Annotated in this window: 17 protein-coding genes and 4 tRNA genes; 4 read left to right on the forward strand and 17 right to left on the reverse strand. The window is 40.1% G+C overall.

Annotated features, from left to right (window positions below; all coding sequences use genetic code 11):
- Position 1: 1 nt before the first annotated feature.
- The 14 genes from AAEY55_RS14520 to AAEY55_RS14585 all read right to left on the reverse strand — a co-directional run bounded on the left by AAEY55_RS14520 (position 2) and on the right by AAEY55_RS14585 (position 11849).
- Positions 2–77: transfer RNA gene (locus AAEY55_RS14520), tRNA-Lys, on the reverse strand.
- Positions 78–146: 69 nt separating this feature from the next.
- Positions 147–222 (reverse strand) — tRNA-Lys (locus tag AAEY55_RS14525).
- 78 nt (positions 223–300) lie between these two features.
- Positions 301–376, reverse strand: a tRNA-Lys gene (locus AAEY55_RS14530).
- Positions 377–555: 179 nt separating this feature from the next.
- Positions 556–1302, reverse strand: coding sequence for a tol-pal system protein YbgF (gene ybgF, locus AAEY55_RS14535; RefSeq protein WP_350551911.1), 747 nt, complete (start codon positions 1300–1302; stop codon positions 556–558).
- 13 nt (positions 1303–1315) lie between these two features.
- Positions 1316–1858, reverse strand: a complete 543-nt coding sequence (gene pal, locus AAEY55_RS14540; RefSeq protein ID WP_011328542.1) for a peptidoglycan-associated lipoprotein Pal — start codon at positions 1856–1858, stop codon at positions 1316–1318.
- 35 nt (positions 1859–1893) lie between these two features.
- Entirely contained in the window at positions 1894–3252 is a 1359-nt protein-coding gene (tolB, locus tag AAEY55_RS14545; protein ID WP_011328543.1) for a Tol-Pal system beta propeller repeat protein TolB, read from the reverse strand.
- 9 nt (positions 3253–3261) lie between these two features.
- Positions 3262–4167 (reverse strand): cell envelope integrity protein TolA, encoded by a 906-nt coding sequence (gene tolA, locus AAEY55_RS14550; protein ID WP_011328544.1) that lies wholly within the window; start codon positions 4165–4167, stop codon positions 3262–3264.
- Between the two features lie 4 nt (positions 4168–4171).
- Complete coding sequence (gene tolR / locus AAEY55_RS14555; protein ID WP_041454479.1) at positions 4172–4603, reverse strand: protein TolR; 432 nt, start codon at positions 4601–4603, stop codon at positions 4172–4174.
- On the reverse strand, positions 4590–5294 hold the full coding sequence (gene tolQ, locus AAEY55_RS14560) for a protein TolQ (RefSeq protein ID WP_041454480.1): 705 nt from the start codon (positions 5292–5294) through the stop codon (positions 4590–4592). The genes tolR and tolQ overlap by 14 nt, the downstream gene beginning before the upstream one ends.
- Before the next feature lie 1061 nt (positions 5295–6355).
- A complete protein-coding gene (ruvB, locus tag AAEY55_RS14565) occupies positions 6356–7363 on the reverse strand; it encodes a Holliday junction branch migration DNA helicase RuvB (RefSeq protein ID WP_011328547.1) in 1008 nt (335 codons plus the stop codon).
- A gap of 7 nt (positions 7364–7370) precedes the next feature.
- A complete protein-coding gene (gene ruvA / locus AAEY55_RS14570; protein ID WP_058373671.1) occupies positions 7371–7988 on the reverse strand; it encodes a Holliday junction branch migration protein RuvA in 618 nt (205 codons plus the stop codon).
- Between the two features lie 2 nt (positions 7989–7990).
- A complete protein-coding gene (gene ruvC, locus AAEY55_RS14575) occupies positions 7991–8515 on the reverse strand; it encodes a crossover junction endodeoxyribonuclease RuvC (RefSeq protein WP_011328549.1) in 525 nt (174 codons plus the stop codon).
- Between the two features lie 129 nt (positions 8516–8644).
- The gene (locus tag AAEY55_RS14580; protein ID WP_309216256.1) at positions 8645–11146 is read right to left on the reverse strand and encodes an FtsX-like permease family protein; all 2502 of its coding nucleotides are present in this window, start codon (positions 11144–11146) and stop codon (positions 8645–8647) included.
- Positions 11136–11849: an ABC transporter ATP-binding protein gene (locus tag AAEY55_RS14585; protein ID WP_011328551.1), complete on the reverse strand. Its 714-nt coding sequence runs from the start codon at positions 11847–11849 to the stop codon at positions 11136–11138. Before AAEY55_RS14585 ends, AAEY55_RS14580 begins: the two co-directional genes overlap by 11 nt.
- Here AAEY55_RS14585 and AAEY55_RS14590 point away from each other — a divergent pair, their 5' ends adjacent.
- Together AAEY55_RS14590 and AAEY55_RS14595 are read left to right on the forward strand one after the other, a co-directional pair.
- The gene (locus AAEY55_RS14590; protein WP_011328552.1) at positions 11850–12473 is read left to right on the forward strand and encodes an arylesterase; all 624 of its coding nucleotides are present in this window, start codon (positions 11850–11852) and stop codon (positions 12471–12473) included.
- Positions 12474–12597: 124 nt separating this feature from the next.
- Positions 12598–12674: transfer RNA gene (locus AAEY55_RS14595), tRNA-Pro, on the forward strand.
- Positions 12675–12847: 173 nt separating this feature from the next.
- On the opposite strand, the gene AAEY55_RS14600 is transcribed toward AAEY55_RS14595, so the two are convergent.
- Positions 12848–13108, reverse strand: a complete 261-nt coding sequence (locus AAEY55_RS14600) for a hypothetical protein (RefSeq protein WP_192532648.1) — start codon at positions 13106–13108, stop codon at positions 12848–12850.
- 175 nt (positions 13109–13283) lie between these two features.
- On the opposite strand from AAEY55_RS14600, the gene AAEY55_RS14605 reads away from it, so the two are divergent.
- A complete protein-coding gene (locus AAEY55_RS14605) occupies positions 13284–14189 on the forward strand; it encodes a YbjQ family protein (protein WP_225741027.1) in 906 nt (301 codons plus the stop codon).
- A gap of 256 nt (positions 14190–14445) precedes the next feature.
- Here the strand turns inward: AAEY55_RS14605 and AAEY55_RS14610 are convergent, their stop codons facing one another.
- Both AAEY55_RS14610 and AAEY55_RS14615 read right to left on the reverse strand, forming a co-directional pair.
- Complete coding sequence (locus AAEY55_RS14610) at positions 14446–15420, reverse strand: transposase (RefSeq protein WP_350551917.1); 975 nt, start codon at positions 15418–15420, stop codon at positions 14446–14448.
- A 237-nt stretch (positions 15421–15657) separates the two neighbouring features.
- Positions 15658–16158, reverse strand: coding sequence for a nuclear transport factor 2 family protein (locus AAEY55_RS14615; protein WP_197108764.1), 501 nt, complete (start codon positions 16156–16158; stop codon positions 15658–15660).
- 180 nt (positions 16159–16338) lie between these two features.
- Between AAEY55_RS14615 and AAEY55_RS14620 the strand changes: the two genes are divergently transcribed.
- A complete protein-coding gene (locus AAEY55_RS14620; RefSeq protein WP_197182985.1) occupies positions 16339–17220 on the forward strand; it encodes an SDR family NAD(P)-dependent oxidoreductase in 882 nt (293 codons plus the stop codon).
- Positions 17221–17259: the final 39 nt, after the last annotated feature.

Genomic DNA, 17259 nt, shown 5'->3' on the forward strand with positions numbered 1-17259 from the left:
ATGGTGGGGCATGATGGATTTGAACCATCGACCAATTGATTAAAAGTCAACTGCTCTACCAACTGAGCTAATGCCCCGCTCTATGCACTTAATTTAATTAAGCTTACGTAAATCCGCCGATTCCAGCCATTCTTAAATATAAAGAATGGTGGGGCATGATGGATTTGAACCATCGACCAATTGATTAAAAGTCAACTGCTCTACCAACTGAGCTAATGCCCCGCTCTGGGTACTTAATTTAATAATTAATTAAGCTTACGTAAATCCGCCGATAATAGACCATTATTACTATAAATATAATGGTGGGTCATGATGGATTTGAACCATCGACCAATTGATTAAAAGTCAACTGCTCTACCAACTGAGCTAATGACCCGCTCTATTTTTGTCGCATTTCGAGTGGGGTAACCATTCGTTTGCTGCGGGCGCTTATAATACTTATTTATAAAATGAGTGCAACCGAAATTGTCTCTTTTTTTAAGTTTTTATGCTTAGCTGAACAATTTTAGACCGCTTATGACAAAAAGCAGCCTAATCAAGTCTCTTGTATTAATTTTATAAGCGCTTTGTGGCCAATTTTGCAGCAGTGGTACTTGGATACTGATTAATTAAATCGTTCAGTATTTTTTGCGCTTCGGCTGCTAAATTTTGCTCTTGTAGCAAAGTACCTAACTTTAACATGGCATCTGGGCGCTTATTTGAATTTGGAAATTCATTAACCACCACTTTAAAATGCTCCGTTGCTTTAGCTGGGTTATTTTTTATCGTGAGCAGCTGCCCAAGCCAATAATGTGCATTTGATGCATACACAGAATTTGGGTAGGTAGTTAAAAAAGTTTGAAACTCTGGGATCGCCTGATCATAGCGTTTATCTTTCATTATTAACGCAACAGCACGCTCGTATGCTTCGTTTTCAGATAAATCGGCACTGTATGTCTGAGTATCGCTAGCTTGCGTGTGATCAACTCCAGGCGCTGTGGCAGCCGCTTGACTATAAGCTTGGCTTACGCGGTTTTCAATTTCTTGATAAAGCTCGCGCTGACGCTGCAGCACTTTTTCTAACTTATAACTTTGCTCTTCGGTTACACCACGAATTTGGCTTACTTCATCTTGCAATAAATTAAGCTGTTGCTGTAACTCAACTTGTAAAAAGTTACGTTGCTGCATCATGCTCTCTAACGACGCTAAACGCTTTTCAATACTCGATTGTGAACTTGCAGCTTCTGAAACAGGAGCGGGAGCAGCCATTAACTGGGTGCTCCCGCTCAATATCATGGCTGCCAAAATAATTTTCGGCTTCATAATATCTCTTATCTTAGTAAACTAGTACCGCACGGCGGTTTTTAGCGAAAGCTGATTCAGTGCGAGATTTAACCATAGGTTTCTCTTCACCGTAGCTTACCACTGACATTTGGCTTGCAGAAACACCTAAGCTTTGTAGGTATTTTTCAACTGCTTGGCCACGGTGCTCACCTAGCGCAATATTGTACTCTGGCGTACCGCGCTCATCTGCGTGGCCTTCAATAAGTACTTTAACAGATGAGTTTTGAACTAAAAACTCAGCGTGTGCGCGTAATAAATCAGCGTACTTGCCTTCAACTGTCGCTTTATCAAAATCAAAGTAAATTACTTGCTCTTGACGAAGTGCTTCGTATTTTTGACGAAGTTGCTCTTCTGCACGTTGCTCTGGCGAAATTGTCGCTACTTCAACTGTGTCAGTATTTGTTGATTGCTCAACCATACCTTGATTTGATTGGTTAGCTGCGCCTTCATCTATATCTGAAGATGAGCTACAAGCTGCTAAAGCCATTACTGGCACAGCAATTAGCAGGCCTTTAAGTATTTTATTAAGTTGCATTGAGTAGATTCCTATTTTGAGTAAACCAGCAATTATTACTGTAAATATGGCGACCAAGCTGGTGCCTTTACTTGTCCGTCTAGCACAGGTAACCGTGCTTTAAAGCGACCGTCCATCGATACCAGCGCAAGTACCTGTTTATTATTATGAAGCGTGCTATATATAATCATCGAGCCATTTGGCGCTATACTCGGTGATTCATCAAGGCGAGTTCGTGTTAATACTTGAAACGCACCTGTAGCCAGCTCTTTTTTAGCAAGATGGTACTGCCCGTTGGTACGGTTAACCATCACTAATTCTTTGCCATCGGGTGTTATTGAACCTGCTAGGTTCATATCACCGTCAAAGCTTAATCTTTGTGTTCTGCCAGTTTTTAAATTTAACTTATAAATCTGGGCATTACCACCCCTTTCAGATGTAAATACAATATCTTGGCCATTAGGATGCCACGATGGCTCTGTATCTATACTGCGATGACGAGTAAGACGCGTTTCTTTGCGTGTTACTAAGTCTAGTAAATAAACTTCGGTTGCACCGGTTTTATCTTTTGAAAGTACTAATAGTAACTTTTTACCATCGGGCGAAAACTGCGGTGCACCGTTAATACCAGGGTAACTAGTAACCAATTCACGTTTACCTGAGTATAGGTCTTGAATGTAAATTTGGCTCTGACGATTTTCAAACGTTACATAGGCTAACTTAGTGCCATCGGGCGACCATGCTGGCGACATTAACGGCTCTTTAGAGCGCAGTAATACTTGCTCATTAAAACCATCGTAATCAGAAACTACCAGTTGATAAGGTCTGTCGTCATTATCACGTACTATAACATAGGCTATTTTAGTTAAAAATGCGCCTTTTTCACCGGTTAACTTTTCGTAAATCACATCACTTATACGGTGTGAATAACGACGAAAGCCGGTGTCGCTAATAATACTTTCACGTGCTTCTAAAATATGGTCTTGGTTTTTAATTAATTTACCGTTAGTCATCATTTGCGTTTGACCACCGGTAATTTGCCCACGAATAACATCAACCAGTTCATAACGCACCAAGTAGCGGCCATTAGATTGCTGCTCAACTTCGCCAACTAATATCGCCTCTACTCCTTTGTTTACCCAAGAAGCATAGTTAATATCACTATCTTTACTTGGCTGTTGCGGCATTTGTGCTACATCTACAGGCTTAAATTTACCACTGCGCATTAAATCTGCAGCAATAACTTCGCTGATCTTTTGTGGAATAGGGCCAATACCTTGATACTTAAATGGCACAATAGCAATTGGTCGTGCGCCATCTATACCCTCTGTTATTACAATTTCCAGGGCTGCATTTGCAACGCCCTGAAAACCCAATAATAAAATTAAACAGGCTACTTTTACTTTGTTGAACATATCATTCCTTTAAAATTCTGGCTTGATTGTTAAATTTATATTCTTAAGTTGGTCGAATACGTCTTTATCTTTTGATACCGGTAATGTGTCGGCCATACGCACCGCTCTTAATGCAGCTTCACACACTAATCTATCGCCGCCTAATGAAGTCACTTGCGTTACTAAGCCATTAAAGCCTAAACGAATGTTAACTCGGCACTGCTGATTTTTCATTTTTTCGTCAATAAGTAAGTTTTGCTGTATACGCGCCATTATTAATGCACGGTACTTATCTACTTCACTCACTACTTGTTGTTGGCGTATTTTACTGCGGGCAGCCTGCTCTTTAGCAAGTTGCTCTTGTAACATTTGCTCTTGCATTGCTTGCTCACGCTTACGTTCGGCTTCTGCTTCGCGTTTTTTGCGTTCAGCTTGTGCTTTTTTAAGCGCATCTTCCTCAGCTTTGCGTTTATCAGCGGCAGCCTTTGCAGCGTTTTCAGACTCTTGCTTTTGCTTTTCGGCTTGCTTAGCTTTAGCACGCTCTTGCTGCTCTATGGCACGTGCTTTTTTAGCTTGCGCTTGCGCCTCTGCCGTTTCTTTCTCTTTGGCTTTACGCTGTTGCTCTAACTTTTTAATTTGTCGTGCTTCTGATTCTCGCTCTTTGCGCGCATTACTAGCTCTGCGCTCTAAATCGCGAATACGTTTATCTTCAGCTCGCTTTTGATCGTCTTCTTTTTTTCTAAGTTGCGCAATTTTTTGCTCAACCTGTTTTTGATCAACCGTTACCGCAGACACCGCTTTATCTACATCGGGAATAGCCGAATTAAGTGTAACTTCCATTACCTTAGGCGCTGGCGGATGAATATTTGCGGTGGCATACAAAAACCCACCTAATGCCACATGTAAAAGTACTGATTTAATTAATGGTGTTTGCATAAGGCTACTTCGTCCCCTCAAAGGATTCTGTCATTAACCCTACCGATGGCACGCCTGCTCTTTTTAAAAAGTCCATTAATAGTAATACTTCTTGATATGACACTTTGCCCGAGCCTTTTATCATTACAGGTACATCTGGATTTTTCATCAGCTGTAACTTAATTACGGCAGCTACATCTAGCGCTTCCATTGGCTCTTCAGGGTCGGTGCCTACGCTTACATAGTATCGGCCATCAGCATCTATAGAGGCAATAATAGGTGGCGTATCTTTAGTATCAACTAAGTCTGACTCTTCCATTTTTGGTAAGTCAACTTTAACACCGTGAGTAATGAGTGGTGCTGTAGCCATAAATATAATTAGTAGTACCAACATTACATCAATGTAAGGCACTACATTAATTTCTGCGACCGGACGGCGCTTTTTACGCTGATACATTCGCTTGGGCCTCTATTTGAGTAGCTGCTTGACGGTGTAGGATATTAGCAAACTCTTCCATAAAGTTAATGTAATGCGTTTCTAATTTTTCAACTTTATTAGCAAAACGGTTATAAGCAATAACAGCTGGAATAGCTGCAAATAAACCCATTGCAGTAGCAATCAACGCTTCAGCAATACCTGGTGCTACCATTTGTAGCGTAGCTTGCTTAACTTCGCCCAGTGCAATAAAGGCATTCATTATGCCCCATACTGTACCAAACAAGCCTATATATGGACTAATTGAGCCCACGGTTGCTAAAAATGACAAACTTGATTCTAATTTTTCTACCTCACGCGAAAGCGCCACGCGCATGGAGCGATGTGTGCCTTCCATAACAATGCCAGCACTTTGAAATGTATTTTTTTTATGACGTGCAAACTCTTTAAAGCCAGCGGTAAATAATGCTTCTATACCTTTTGATTGCCCACTACGTGATGAAATTTCGCTATACAGCTTACTTAAATCAATTCCAGACCAAAACTTTTGTTCGAACTTTTTGGCATTGCTTAAAGCGTCTGAGATTGCTTTTTTACGCTGAAAAATAATAGCCCACGACATTACCGACATCGCTACTAACGCTAGCATCACTAGTTGCACAAGCAAACTTGCTTCTAGAATTAGATCTAAAAAATTAAGCCCTGATCCCACGTTAAACTCCTAAAAAATTAAAAACACATCAAATTGATTTATTTGGATAATATGACCTTACACCAGAACTACAAAGGGTAAGCGTCTAAAATTGTAGCTAGTGTATATAGTGTATTTCCCGCTTACAACGATCTTGCTATGAATAGACAACAAAAAACGTTAAAAAATTCTTTTATTTTTATTAAACCGTAAAATAACCCGTTTATTATAATTGCGTAATTAATATTAGTGTTTATTAATGCGCTATTATAAAGGTAACACTCAGTTAAATTAGCTGTTTATTCAAAATATAAGCATAAGCACGCAAAACAACCTAAGGTTTACTTTAACGTAATAGTAAAACTAATACCGAAATTTACTGCAAAATACAATATAAGCAAATAATTTCATAAAGTTATAATGTTAACGATTAATTAACGTGCAATAATTGAACATTCATAAAAAGCATTCAGATTAGTTTTTTTTATCTGAAATTATAAATTTTCTAGTTTGAACAAAAAACAACTCTTCGGTATTATTACCTCATACTGAACTAACGCATTAAATGAAAGTTTTCATTGTACCCAGTTCTTCGTAATATGACATTTCATCGTATTACATTGTTTTACTTTTTTAGGATAAAACCTAGGTAAGTAAAATAGAGTTCCCAAGATTACTTCCTTCAACTTGTTGTTTGCCCGCATTATTTGCGGGCTTTTTTTTGCCCATAAATAATCTTCATAACATGAATACCTAGGTATTAAGTTAGCATCACAACTTTAGCGTTTATAACAATTGCATAAAGCCTAAGCTAGTGCGCCACAGCAAGCCACCTATTAGTTAACACCAGCAATATAACGCAGGCACAATAACCTTGATTGACTTAACGCATCGTGAATTATTGCTAAATTTAAGTACGCATACCAACCACATTAAAACTCACCAAGTATAGCGCCAATAACATGCCTATAGAATGAATATAACGGCAGCGCAAAGCAACATAAAACACGGCTAAGCATAAACTAAAAAGCCATTGCAATTAATTAATCGCAATGGCTTTTTAAATTGGGTAAAGCTTTTTATTAGTCTTGCTTTGGTAGTAAACCAAAGTGATGATATGCGTTGTCTGACACTATTCGTCCACGGGGTGTACGCTGAATAAAGCCCTGTTGAATTAAAAAGGGTTCTATTACATCTTCAATAGTCTCTTTTTCCTCGCCAATAGCTGCAGCTATATTGTCGAGCCCAACTGGGCCGCCCATAAATTTTTCTATAATGGCGAGTAAGTACTTACGATCCATATAATCAAAACCGCTTTTATCTACATCTATCATATTAAGTGCCAGCTCTGCCACTTCGGCGTTTACCGTACCGTCTGACTTTACTTGGGTGTAGTCACGCACTCGGCGTAGTAATCTATTGGCAATACGGGGGGTACCGCGTGAGCGTTTAGCAATTTCAACTGCACCCTCGTCGCACATTTCTAAATCAAGAAAATGCGCCGATCGCCCTACTATGTACGATAAGTCTTCTACTGAATAAAACTCTAAGCGCTGCACAATACCAAAGCGGTCACGCAGTGGCGAGGTTAACGAACCCGCGCGAGTCGTTGCGCCAATAAGCGTAAACGAGGGTAAATCTAATTTTATCGAGCGTGCTGCTGGGCCTTCACCTATCATAATATCAAGTTGGTAGTCTTCCATTGCTGGGTAGAGTATTTCTTCAACTTGTGGGCTTAACCTGTGTATTTCATCAATAAATAATACATCACCTTCTTCAAGGTTGGTTAGCAATGCGGCTAAATCACCGGCTTTTTCGAGCACTGGCCCTGAGGTTGCCTTTATATTTACCTGCAGCTCGTTGGCAACAATATTAGCTAATGTAGTTTTACCCAAACCTGGTGGGCCAAAAATAAGCAGGTGATCGAGTGCTTCGCCTCGGCTACGGGCCGCTTCAATAAAAATTTCCATTTGCTGTTTAACATGCGGTTGACCACGGTAATCGGCGAGTAGTTTTGGCCTAATTGCACGGTCTATAGAGTCTTCGTTGGGTTTTTCAGTCGCGTCAATTAAGCGATCAGCTTCGATCATAGGTTACTCACAGCATTGATTTTAAAGATTCTTTAATAAGAACCTCAGTAGACATATCGGGTTTACTTACTGATTTTACTGCTTTTTGCGCTTGTGGCAATTTATAACCTAGCGACACCAAAGCCGACACAGCATCATCGGCGGCATTATTAGCAATTGTTGCGTCGCTAAACGGCTCAATAACCGCACTGTCGCTGAAAGGGGTGAATAAATCGTTGCCCCAATTTTTTAATCTGTCTTTCATTTCGAGTACTAGCCGCTCGGCGGTTTTTTTACCTACACCGGGTAATTTAACTAAGCTTGTGGAGTCTTCGTTATTTACACAGCTTACAAATTGCTGCGCCGACATACCCGACAAAATAGCTAAACCTAGCTTTGGCCCTACGCCATTGGCCTTTAATAACTCTCTAAATAAGGCACGCTCTACTTTGTTGTTAAAGCCAAACAATAGTTGTGCATCTTCGCGTACTACAAAATGAGTATAAACAATGGCATTTTCGCCAACTTTAGGTAAGTCATAAAAGCAGGTCATTGGCATTTGCACTTCGTAGCCAACACCACTTACCTCTAATAATATTTCGGGAGGTTGTTTTTCTACTAAAATACCATTTAAGCGACCAATCATAGTTATTTCCTTAAACGTCCTCTAACGGTTTTGCTTGCGCTACCCGCTAGTTTTATTAAATTTTGTTCTGAGTGCGCATGGCAAATAGCAATAGCCAGTGCATCGGCGGCATCAGCTTGTGGCGTACCAGGTAGTTTTAAAATGTTTTTAACCATATGCTGTACTTGAGTTTTATCGGCGCCACCATTGCCTACTACGGCTTGTTTTATTTGCCTTGCTGAGTATTCAAATACTGGTAAGTCGGCCATTGCAGCGCCTACAATAGCAGCACCACGTGCTTGGCCTAGCTTTAAGGCTGAGTCGGGATTGTGCGCCATAAACACTTTTTCTATCGCGAAGGTTTCTGGCGAAAACTGCTCTATAAGCTGGGTAATGCCTTGGTAAATCATTTTAAGTCTTATATGAAACTCATGATCCGCTAATTTAATGCAACCACTGCCTAAATAAGTGAATTTAGACCCCTGATGCGCTACAACACCGTAGCCAGTTAAGCGTGAGCCTGGATCAATCCCTAAAATTATGGCCAAAAAGCACTCTCATTATTGTTATTCGTTAATTAGGCTAATAATGCCAGAGCACTGTATAAATTACCAGTAACAATAAAACAAAAACGCCCACTTAAGTGGGCGTTTTCCTTTTGCTTAAATATTGGCAACTTAACCTAACGCACGCACCAGCCCTTGGGTGTTTTGCTTAAGTGTGCGAGCAATCATAAAATAGCCTAACCCCGCTACAAACACTCCACCTGCCACCGGTCCTATTATCCAAATATGTGGATGTAATTTACCCGCCAGATCAAATAACTGCTGCTGTACAACTAATAGTGCAATATCACTAAAAAAAGCGGCAACTAAGCCGGCCAAACCACCAAGCAATAAAAACTCATATAAAGTAGCGTTTTTAATAAGCCGGCTTTTTGCACCAAGTGTGCGCAGTATTACAATTTCTTGCATGCGCTCGCCTAAGCTTGCTTGCACTTGCGATATTAATACCAGTGCACCACACAACACCACAATAGTAAGTACAAAGCCAATTGCAAGTGACACTTGCTCTATGGTTGATTGTATTTGTTTAACAAAGTTACCTACATCTATGGCGGTAACCGTTGGGTAGCTGCGCAGCAATTGACTAAAGTCGCGTTTTTGATCAGGCTCAATACGTACCGACGAAATATACGTTGCCGGAAAGTCTTTGAGCACATCAGGGCTTAAAATAATAAAAAAGTTTGGCTTAAGGGTGGCCCAGTTTACTTTACGCACACTGGTAATTTTAGCGTCAAACGACTGCGCACCAATTAAAAACGTTAACGTGTCGCCAAGTTCAACATCTAAACGCTCAAGCATAGACTCCTCAATAGATGCCTCTGCTAATGTGTTTTCATTAAACCACTGCCCTTGCACTATTTCGTTTTGCGCTGGCGGCGTTTCAAGCCAGGTTAAATTTAGCTCGCGACCAATACCAGCGCGTGCCTCTTCATCTTTTTTCTCGTTGTCTTGCAATGATACTTCTCGCGCTACCAGCTCGCCATTTACCGCATTTACCCGGCCACGAATGGTGGGATAAAACTCCGATACCTGAATGTTTTTTTGTGCCAAATAAGTATTAATTGGCTCAAGTTCGTTTTGGGTAATATTGACTAAAAATGCATTGGGAGCATCGTCTGGTAACTGCGACTGCCAATCGGCTATCATGTCGTTTTTAAGTACCACTAAAAATAGTAATAGCTTAATAGCGAGGGAAAAGCTGATCAGCTGGACTGCATTCACATTTGCACGCTTTTGAATTGACGCAATTGCCAGCGACCAACTATTACCCGGCTTTAAGCCCAATTTACGGCCACCACCAAATATAACTTTAGACACCAAAAACAACACGCCAATTAAAGTAAGGGTTGAGGCAAACAAAATCAGAGTAATTTTTATATTATTGCTAAATAGCCACATGAGTAAAAACACGGTAAACGCACTCATAGCTAAGTGCACCCGGCTAACCGCTAGTTTATCGCCTAAGTTACGACGCAGCACTCGCAATGGCGGAATATCAAATAAATCAAATAAGGGCTTGATAGAAAACATCACAGCACAAATTACACCTGTACTAATTGCCACTAACCACGGCTTAAAACCCGCCATTGGCAAAGTTGTACCCATGCTTTTTGCTAAATAATGTGTCGCAATTTCTTGTAAACCATAGCCAATTAATAAACCCACAGTGACCGCCATTAAACACACCATTAATAAATGTGTAAGGTAAATTTTGCGGATCATTGCCCGGCTACCACCTAAGGTTTTCATCATAGCAACTGGGTCGTATTGGCGTTCACAATAACGCTTTGCAGACACCGCAATTGCCACTGCGGCTAAAATAATGCCCAGCAAACCTGCTAGCAACAAAAAACTTTCTGCACGGTTTAAACTATTAGATATTGGCGATTGGCGATCTTTTACGCCATACCATTGCTGGTTTTCTTTTAACTGCGGTTTTAGCCAATCGTAAAAACTATTTATATCGCTTTCATCGCCGGCATAAAGCTGACGATAAAACACTCGGCTACCCGGTTGTATTACTTCTGTTTTTTCCACGTCGTTAATGTTTATAAGCACCCTGCGGCTACTCGAAAACACATTAAAAGGCGCGTCGGGCTCTTCTACAATTACTTTTTCAACGTTAAATAATGCAGCACCTAGCTCTACTACATCGCCTATATCTATATTTAAACTATAAAATACCGACTCGCTAAGCCACACATTGCCAAGTGTTGGTCCGCCGTTAGCAACTTCGGTTTCTCCATTTAGGCTCGACTTAACCTTAAGTTGCCCCTTTAACGGGTAACCACTTGAAGCCGCTTTTACCGAACTAAATTGCATTTCATCGTTGGCAAATAACATGGTGTCGAAGTAAAGCATTTGTGCGGTTTTTAAATTTTGTTGCTCTGCTTTAGCTATATAAGAAGTGTCGATTACGTGATTACTGCCAAGCACTCGGTCGGCGGCAATAAAGGCGCTACTTTTTTGCGCAATGCTCTGTGCAATACGCTCGGTAACCATAGATAAAGTAAGCACGGTAAGTACCGCAAGCGCTATAGCCGCACTTATCACCGTAAGCTCACCACGGCGAAACTCCCGCGAAAATAACTTAAGCGCTAACTTAGCCCACATTTGCTATTTCCTCTGCTGAGTTTTCTACTAATCGGCCACCTTCAATTTGAATAATATGCTGGCATTTTTGTGCAAGTGCTTCGTCATGCGTTACTAAAATAAGCGTAGTACCGTGCTGCGAATTTAGATCAAATAATAACGACTCAATCATTTTACCGTTTTTACTGTCTAGATTTGCCGAAGGCTCATCGGCAAACAGTATTTTTGGCGTGCCAATAAATGCCCGCGCAATTGCAACACGTTGCTGCTCACCACCAGAGAGTTGCGACGGATAATGGTCGATGCGATGACCCAAACCTACCTTTTCTAGCAAAATAAGTGCTTGCTGTTTAGCGTCGCGCTCCCCTGCAAGTTCAGCGGGTAGCATTACGTTTTCAAGCGCTGTTAAACTTTGTACTAACATAAACGACTGAAATACAAAGCCTACTTTTGCGGCGCGCAGCCCAGCACGCGCTTCTTCATCGAGATTATGTAGCGGCTCGCCATCTAAAAATATTTCACCGCCACTCGCCGTATCAAGCCCAGCTAACAAACTAAGTAACGTAGATTTACCAGAACCAGAAGTGCCCACTACTGCAACAGATTCGCCATGCTTGACATTAAAGCTGATGTCGCTGAGGATGGGCAACTCACCTTCAAAGGTAGATACCACTTTAGACAAACCATTTACTTGAATTATATTTAATTGAGAAAGCGCTGACATATGACTCATTCAATCCTACGTTTTGTATTCATTTTATTTTTAGTTATCAAACCACTAAGTGCAGCAGCTAATAACACCATTTTAATACTTGGTGACAGTTTAAGCGCAGCCTACGGACTTAAACAAGAACAAGGCTGGGTACAATTGTTACAAGATAAATACGATGCTGAGCAAAGTAATATCAAACTTATTAATGCCAGTATTAGTGGCGAAACAACCGGTGGCGCACTGCGCCGTGTAGATGCCTTGCTAGCGCAGTATCAACCAACTCATGTACTTATTGAGCTGGGCGCAAACGACGGTTTACGTGGTTTTCCGGTGAGTAAGCTACAAGCTAACTTAACCGAATTAATCAAAAAAAGCCAAGCAGCCAATGCCACCAGCGCTTTAATGGAAATTTATATTCCCCCTAATTACGGGCCACGTTACAGCAAAATGTTTACCGATAGTTTTACACAAGTAAGTAAAAATACAAACGCTTACCTTATGGACTTTTTTGTACTTAAAGTTGCTGGGCAAAACGACTTAATGCAAAACGATAACCTGCACCCTAACAAAACTGCGCAACCAATACTACGAGACGAAATGTATAACACGATCAAACTGTGGTTAAATAAAGACTAGCGCCATGCTTAACTACTTTTAATTGCGCAAGGAAACTATTTTCAGCCTGCTTGCGCAAAAAACACCCAAACAAACAAATGCTTATTGATTTTTAAAAAAATACACGTACTATTGCAACCTCAGTCGGTATGTGGCGCAGCTTGGTAGCGCACTGTCATGGGGTGGCAGGGGTCGAGAGTTCGAATCTCTCCATACCGACCATTTAAATCAATACCTTACCTCTAATTATAAGACTTCCGTTTTAGCCTAACGCATTGCGTGTAGCCAATGTGTAGCCACTCTACTCTTTTTTATAGTCGGGAATTAAAATTCAACTCTTTAATTGCTTGCGCTTACTGGTTGCGAATCCCCCTTCTACGGTGTAGGAAAATACCCTATAAAAATTTAGCTAGCTTGCTGTATTGTTCTAGGCTATTTCTAAGCCCCCATACACCCGAAAACCCGTTTCTTTGTAAATATCTAAATAAGCTTTTACGCGTCCATGTATTACCCCAACTAGTTTTTAAGTTTATGTTATTTAAATGATTAACTAAATACTGGTAGCTAGGGTTTTTATATTTATGCGATTCATTAAGCTTTAATACCAGCGCTTTAAATACTAGTTTATCGTTATCAATTCTATGCTGTGTATTCATATATCCTCCTTAGAAGGTCATATTATACCCTTCCTTTTATTACAATCATTTCGGGCGATTCAGTTAGGCATAAAATTGTGTTCAATAAGAAGGCTATGGATAATAAAACTTAAATGACTTGAATTTGCTAGCGCCTTTTGTAATTCTAATAATACTAAAACTACTAAGGACGGTTATGTTTTTCTCTAAAAATGACAAATCTACACCAGCAAATACTAAACCCGATTGGAGCCTCAAAGATAGTGAGCTAATTAACAATATCACTGGCGAGTCTTATGATATGGCTAATCTTTATTATGCTTCAAAGAAAGATGGCTACAACGCAATCACGACTATTTGGCATGAAGGTAAGTTTTTATGCAACTTAACTACGTTGTACAGCCAATCTAATATCTATAAAAATCATGGTATGAAAGAGTGTGATGCATTTCTAGAAGATTTTAATGATGTAAATTTGGTTGATTTAGATGGTAATAGCATAGAAATATCCTTACCCACACTATCATTTCTAGACAAAGAGTACGGATTAGCTGGGATAAGAACCCACCACAATATAGACAGCTATGGTGTATTACATTATGGGAGTCTTTTAACACATGTTTCAGAGCATGAAGCTAACACAATAGATAAAGCCAAAGATATTCACTTAGCTCGAATGTACGGTCTTAATGGCAGTAAAACAAAACAGCAATTCGATACGCAAAAAGTAGAGCTTGCAACCGCGAATAAGTTTAAAAAAGTAGATCCTAGTGATGTATTGCTCACAACTGAAACTGCTCCTGACTTAAAGATCTTCAAGCGTATTGATGTAATCACAGCTGAATGTGTTTATGGTATGAATATCTTCAAAGATATATTTGCAAGCTTTAGTGATACTTTTGGTGGGAGGAGTGACAGCATACAAAACACATTAAGAGACGCACGTAAAACAGCTCTAGCTGAGCTTAGAAAAGAAGCCGTTTCTGTTGGTGCGAATGCTGTAATAGGTATAGACCTAGACTACAGTGAAATATCAGGTGGTGGTAAAGCTGGCATGTTGTTTATTGTCGCCTCGGGTACAGCAGTGATAATAGAGCAGTAGCTTACAAAGCCCTACAAATATCTTAAATAAATTGTAAGGACAAATAAAAAATTAATGTGACACCCATTCTAATAATTAATCGCTTTAATTTTTACTAAGATAAATATCGTTTGGCTTAAAGTGTCCTAAATATTCAAAATGCTTCCGCTAGCTCAAATAACATCGTTTTTACCTACTTTTTATTCATTTTTAGGCATGCGAAATACTGTGCTTTCACAGTGAAGGGAAATAACGGGTAACTTTTTGAAGTAACGCTTTAAGCCAGTAGTTTTTCGCAGTTACTAACGTTTGCGCGCCGCTTTCTGTTTAGGTGTTCGCAGTATCCTTCGTGTGACGCTGGGCGACCTACTGCACCATGAAATACGCGACTAAATTGCGTGGTGAGTTTTAGCCAGTTTTCGGGGGTAATGTTTACTCTTTGTAACAGGGGTAAAGTGCTGCTTTCGATATAGCCTGCTTTACCTTCGCGTATACAACGTCCGGTTAATTCTACTAGTTCAAGGTAAGATTTAAGCGCAAAGGGTAATCCTTTTGCCATGTGCTTTTTTGATTTACCTGAAAAGCGCAGGAGTTGCTTCGGTTGCTTACCTGCAGTGGCACTTTCAATGCGTATTTTTACGCTGGTATGCTCTGATGTTTCTGGTGTTGTTGCTGCCTTTGCTCTTATTGGGTTTAAGTCAACATATGCCATACAGGCGATTAATGCGGCTTCATCTAAGAGGGCTTGTGATTTAAAGCGTCCTTCCCAAAAGCGGCCGGTACAGTTATCTTCTTTATTAGCTCTGCGCGCAATGTCTTCATTTAATAAGCGCATAAACCAACTGATATTAGCTAAGCGTTCTCGGTATTCAATGATTGTTTCATTTAGAAAGAGCCATTCAATTTTACTTAGCTCTTCACCTTGCAGATATTTGTTAGTGAGTACAGTGCCTTTACAAAGCCTGTGCCACCGCTGAATAATGGCTTTATCGGTTAGTCGCTTGGCTTTTTTATCATCAACATAGAGTACTAAGTGGGTGTGATTACTCATTACTGCATACGCGCACACATCGATACAAAATACGTTAGCGAGGGCAAGTAATTTGCTTTCAACCCACCCTCTGCGATGTTCATACGATTGATTAGTAAAGTTGTCTACGCCGCATAAAAATGCACGGCGTACACAGCGCGAAATACAGTGATAGTATTTTGTATCGACCAAACTTACCTGACGCTTTCTTGCGATAACCATGTGACACCCTGCTTAATTATTGCACTAACCAGAGCTTAGTTAATTACACTGATATTACAAATATTAAGATGGGTGTCTGTTTAATATCTTTTTACAAATATTAAGATGGGTGTCTGTTTAATATCTCTCCATACCGACCAACTTTAAAAGCCTTTTAAATAACCAAAATCAATTACTTCGCAACACGCTCAGTTACTTTATTGCTACCTTTCCTGAATTTAAAAAATATACAGTAACCTAGTCTGGCATGCAGCTTCCGCTATAAACCACTTTGCTATATTCACCTGAAAAATCACTCATGCTTACCGAATTTATTATAAATGCACTTTTGCTGATCAGCCATTGACCGTCTCTTTGCTTTTCAAATTCGTCGAGGTAGTAGCCACCTAATTGCACATGGAGCTTATCTTTGGTGTTGATACTTTGAAAGCGAAGGTTAATTTTAGTCTTGGCTGTATTGTTGGTGAGCTCTAAAAAAACCGGATTTTGTGCGTGATGCATATCAACTATATGGTCGTGGCAACCAAGATCTTTAAAAACAGCCACAAAATCTTCTCGTCGGTTAAATTGGCCAATGTGACCAAAGTTAATATCTACTTCGCCGCTAATAAAACAATTAGTTACCACCTCAGGTTGTTTTTCATCGCAGGCATTTAGGTAGCGATATTTCAACTCTAATATTGATTGCTTGTCTTCTAGTTGCTGTAAACGTTGCTCGGTAGTCTTTGTATATTTCATAGCAGCCCTTTGTTTTTTGGTTGATTTTTAAGCTAGGCTTTTATACTAAGGCTTTACATGCTAATTTCAATACAAATATATCTTTATTACTAGTACGACTACTATCGAAACTAAATTGAGCTGGTTAGCCAATTTAACCTTTAGTATTTTTTATGTGTCGTTTTTTAAATGAGGGAATTCATGCAACAGGAAGAAGCAAAAGTTGCCATTGTAACCGGTGCTAGCCGCGGTGCAGGCAGAGGCATTGCCTTAGCTTTAGGTAAAAAAGGCATGACAGTTTATGTTACTGGCCGCAGTATAAAAACAGGCTCAGTTTTAGGGTGGGATGGCTCGGTATTACCCGGAACAGTATATGAAACTGCCGAGCAAATTAATCAAGCAGGTGGTATAGGTATTGCTGTGGTGTGCGATCACAGTGACGATGCACAAACCGCCGCATTGTTTGCTCAGGTTGAAAAAGAGCAAGGCCGATTAGATATTTTGGTTAATAACGCTGCATTTATTCATGATCAATTAGTTGAACAAAAGCCATTTTGGGAAAAAGAGATTGATGCGGGTAAAATTTTAGATGTAGGTTTACGCTCTGCTTACGTGGCTAGTTGGCATGGCGCAAAACTAATGGCTAAGCATAACAGTGGCTTAATTATGTTTGGTTCATCATTTGGTGCTAGTTGTTATATTCATGGGCCTGCTTATGGTGCACAAAAGGCGGGCCTTGATAAGCTTGCTCATGATATGGCGGTAGACTTTAAAGGCACAGGTATGCGTGCTGTATCTATTTGGATGGGGCCACTCTTAACCGAACGTTCGGCCATTATAGGTAAACTAGATAAAGAGCAATACCAGCAGTTTATGGCAACCGCAGAGTCACCAGAATTTATTGGTGATATTGTTTATGCTATTGCTAATGACCCTAAAGGTGACGAGCTTAACGGGCACACTGTAATTGCTGCCGAAATAGCTAAGCATTTTAATATTACCGACAGAGAAGGTTTGCAGCCACCATCTTATCGCGAAATGTTAGGTTCGCCGAATAAGCCAAACCCTGCCATTATTTATTAATAAGTTATAGATGAGGCTGTTGAAGTTGATAGCGCCTAT

Source organism: Pseudoalteromonas sp. 120-MNA-CIBAN-0494 (assembly GCF_040308885.1).
GTDB classification, from domain to species: domain Bacteria; phylum Pseudomonadota; class Gammaproteobacteria; order Enterobacterales; family Alteromonadaceae; genus Pseudoalteromonas; species Pseudoalteromonas nigrifaciens.

Coding starts and splice junctions, on each gene's coding strand:
- tolR (WP_041454479.1), bottom strand. CDS start 4,603: ATGTATCAGCGTAAAAAGCGCCGTCCGGTCGCAGAAATTAATGTAGTG.
- tolB (WP_011328543.1), bottom strand. CDS start 3,252: ATGTTCAACAAAGTAAAAGTAGCCTGTTTAATTTTATTATTGGGTTTT.
- AAEY55_RS14610 (WP_350551917.1), bottom strand. CDS start 15,420: ATGGTTATCGCAAGAAAGCGTCAGGTAAGTTTGGTCGATACAAAATAC.
- AAEY55_RS14620 (WP_197182985.1), top strand. CDS start 16,339: ATGCAACAGGAAGAAGCAAAAGTTGCCATTGTAACCGGTGCTAGCCGC.
- AAEY55_RS14585 (WP_011328551.1), bottom strand. CDS start 11,849: ATGTCAGCGCTTTCTCAATTAAATATAATTCAAGTAAATGGTTTGTCT.
- ruvB (WP_011328547.1), bottom strand. CDS start 7,363: ATGATCGAAGCTGATCGCTTAATTGACGCGACTGAAAAACCCAACGAA.
- AAEY55_RS14590 (WP_011328552.1), top strand. CDS start 11,850: ATGACTCATTCAATCCTACGTTTTGTATTCATTTTATTTTTAGTTATC.
- ybgF (WP_350551911.1), bottom strand. CDS start 1,302: ATGAAGCCGAAAATTATTTTGGCAGCCATGATATTGAGCGGGAGCACC.
- ruvA (WP_058373671.1), bottom strand. CDS start 7,988: ATGATTGGTCGCTTAAATGGTATTTTAGTAGAAAAACAACCTCCCGAA.
- pal (WP_011328542.1), bottom strand. CDS start 1,858: ATGCAACTTAATAAAATACTTAAAGGCCTGCTAATTGCTGTGCCAGTA.
- AAEY55_RS14615 (WP_197108764.1), bottom strand. CDS start 16,158: ATGAAATATACAAAGACTACCGAGCAACGTTTACAGCAACTAGAAGAC.
- AAEY55_RS14580 (WP_309216256.1), bottom strand. CDS start 11,146: ATGTGGGCTAAGTTAGCGCTTAAGTTATTTTCGCGGGAGTTTCGCCGT.
- tolA (WP_011328544.1), bottom strand. CDS start 4,167: ATGCAAACACCATTAATTAAATCAGTACTTTTACATGTGGCATTAGGT.
- AAEY55_RS14605 (WP_225741027.1), top strand. CDS start 13,284: ATGTTTTTCTCTAAAAATGACAAATCTACACCAGCAAATACTAAACCC.
- AAEY55_RS14600 (WP_192532648.1), bottom strand. CDS start 13,108: ATGAATACACAGCATAGAATTGATAACGATAAACTAGTATTTAAAGCG.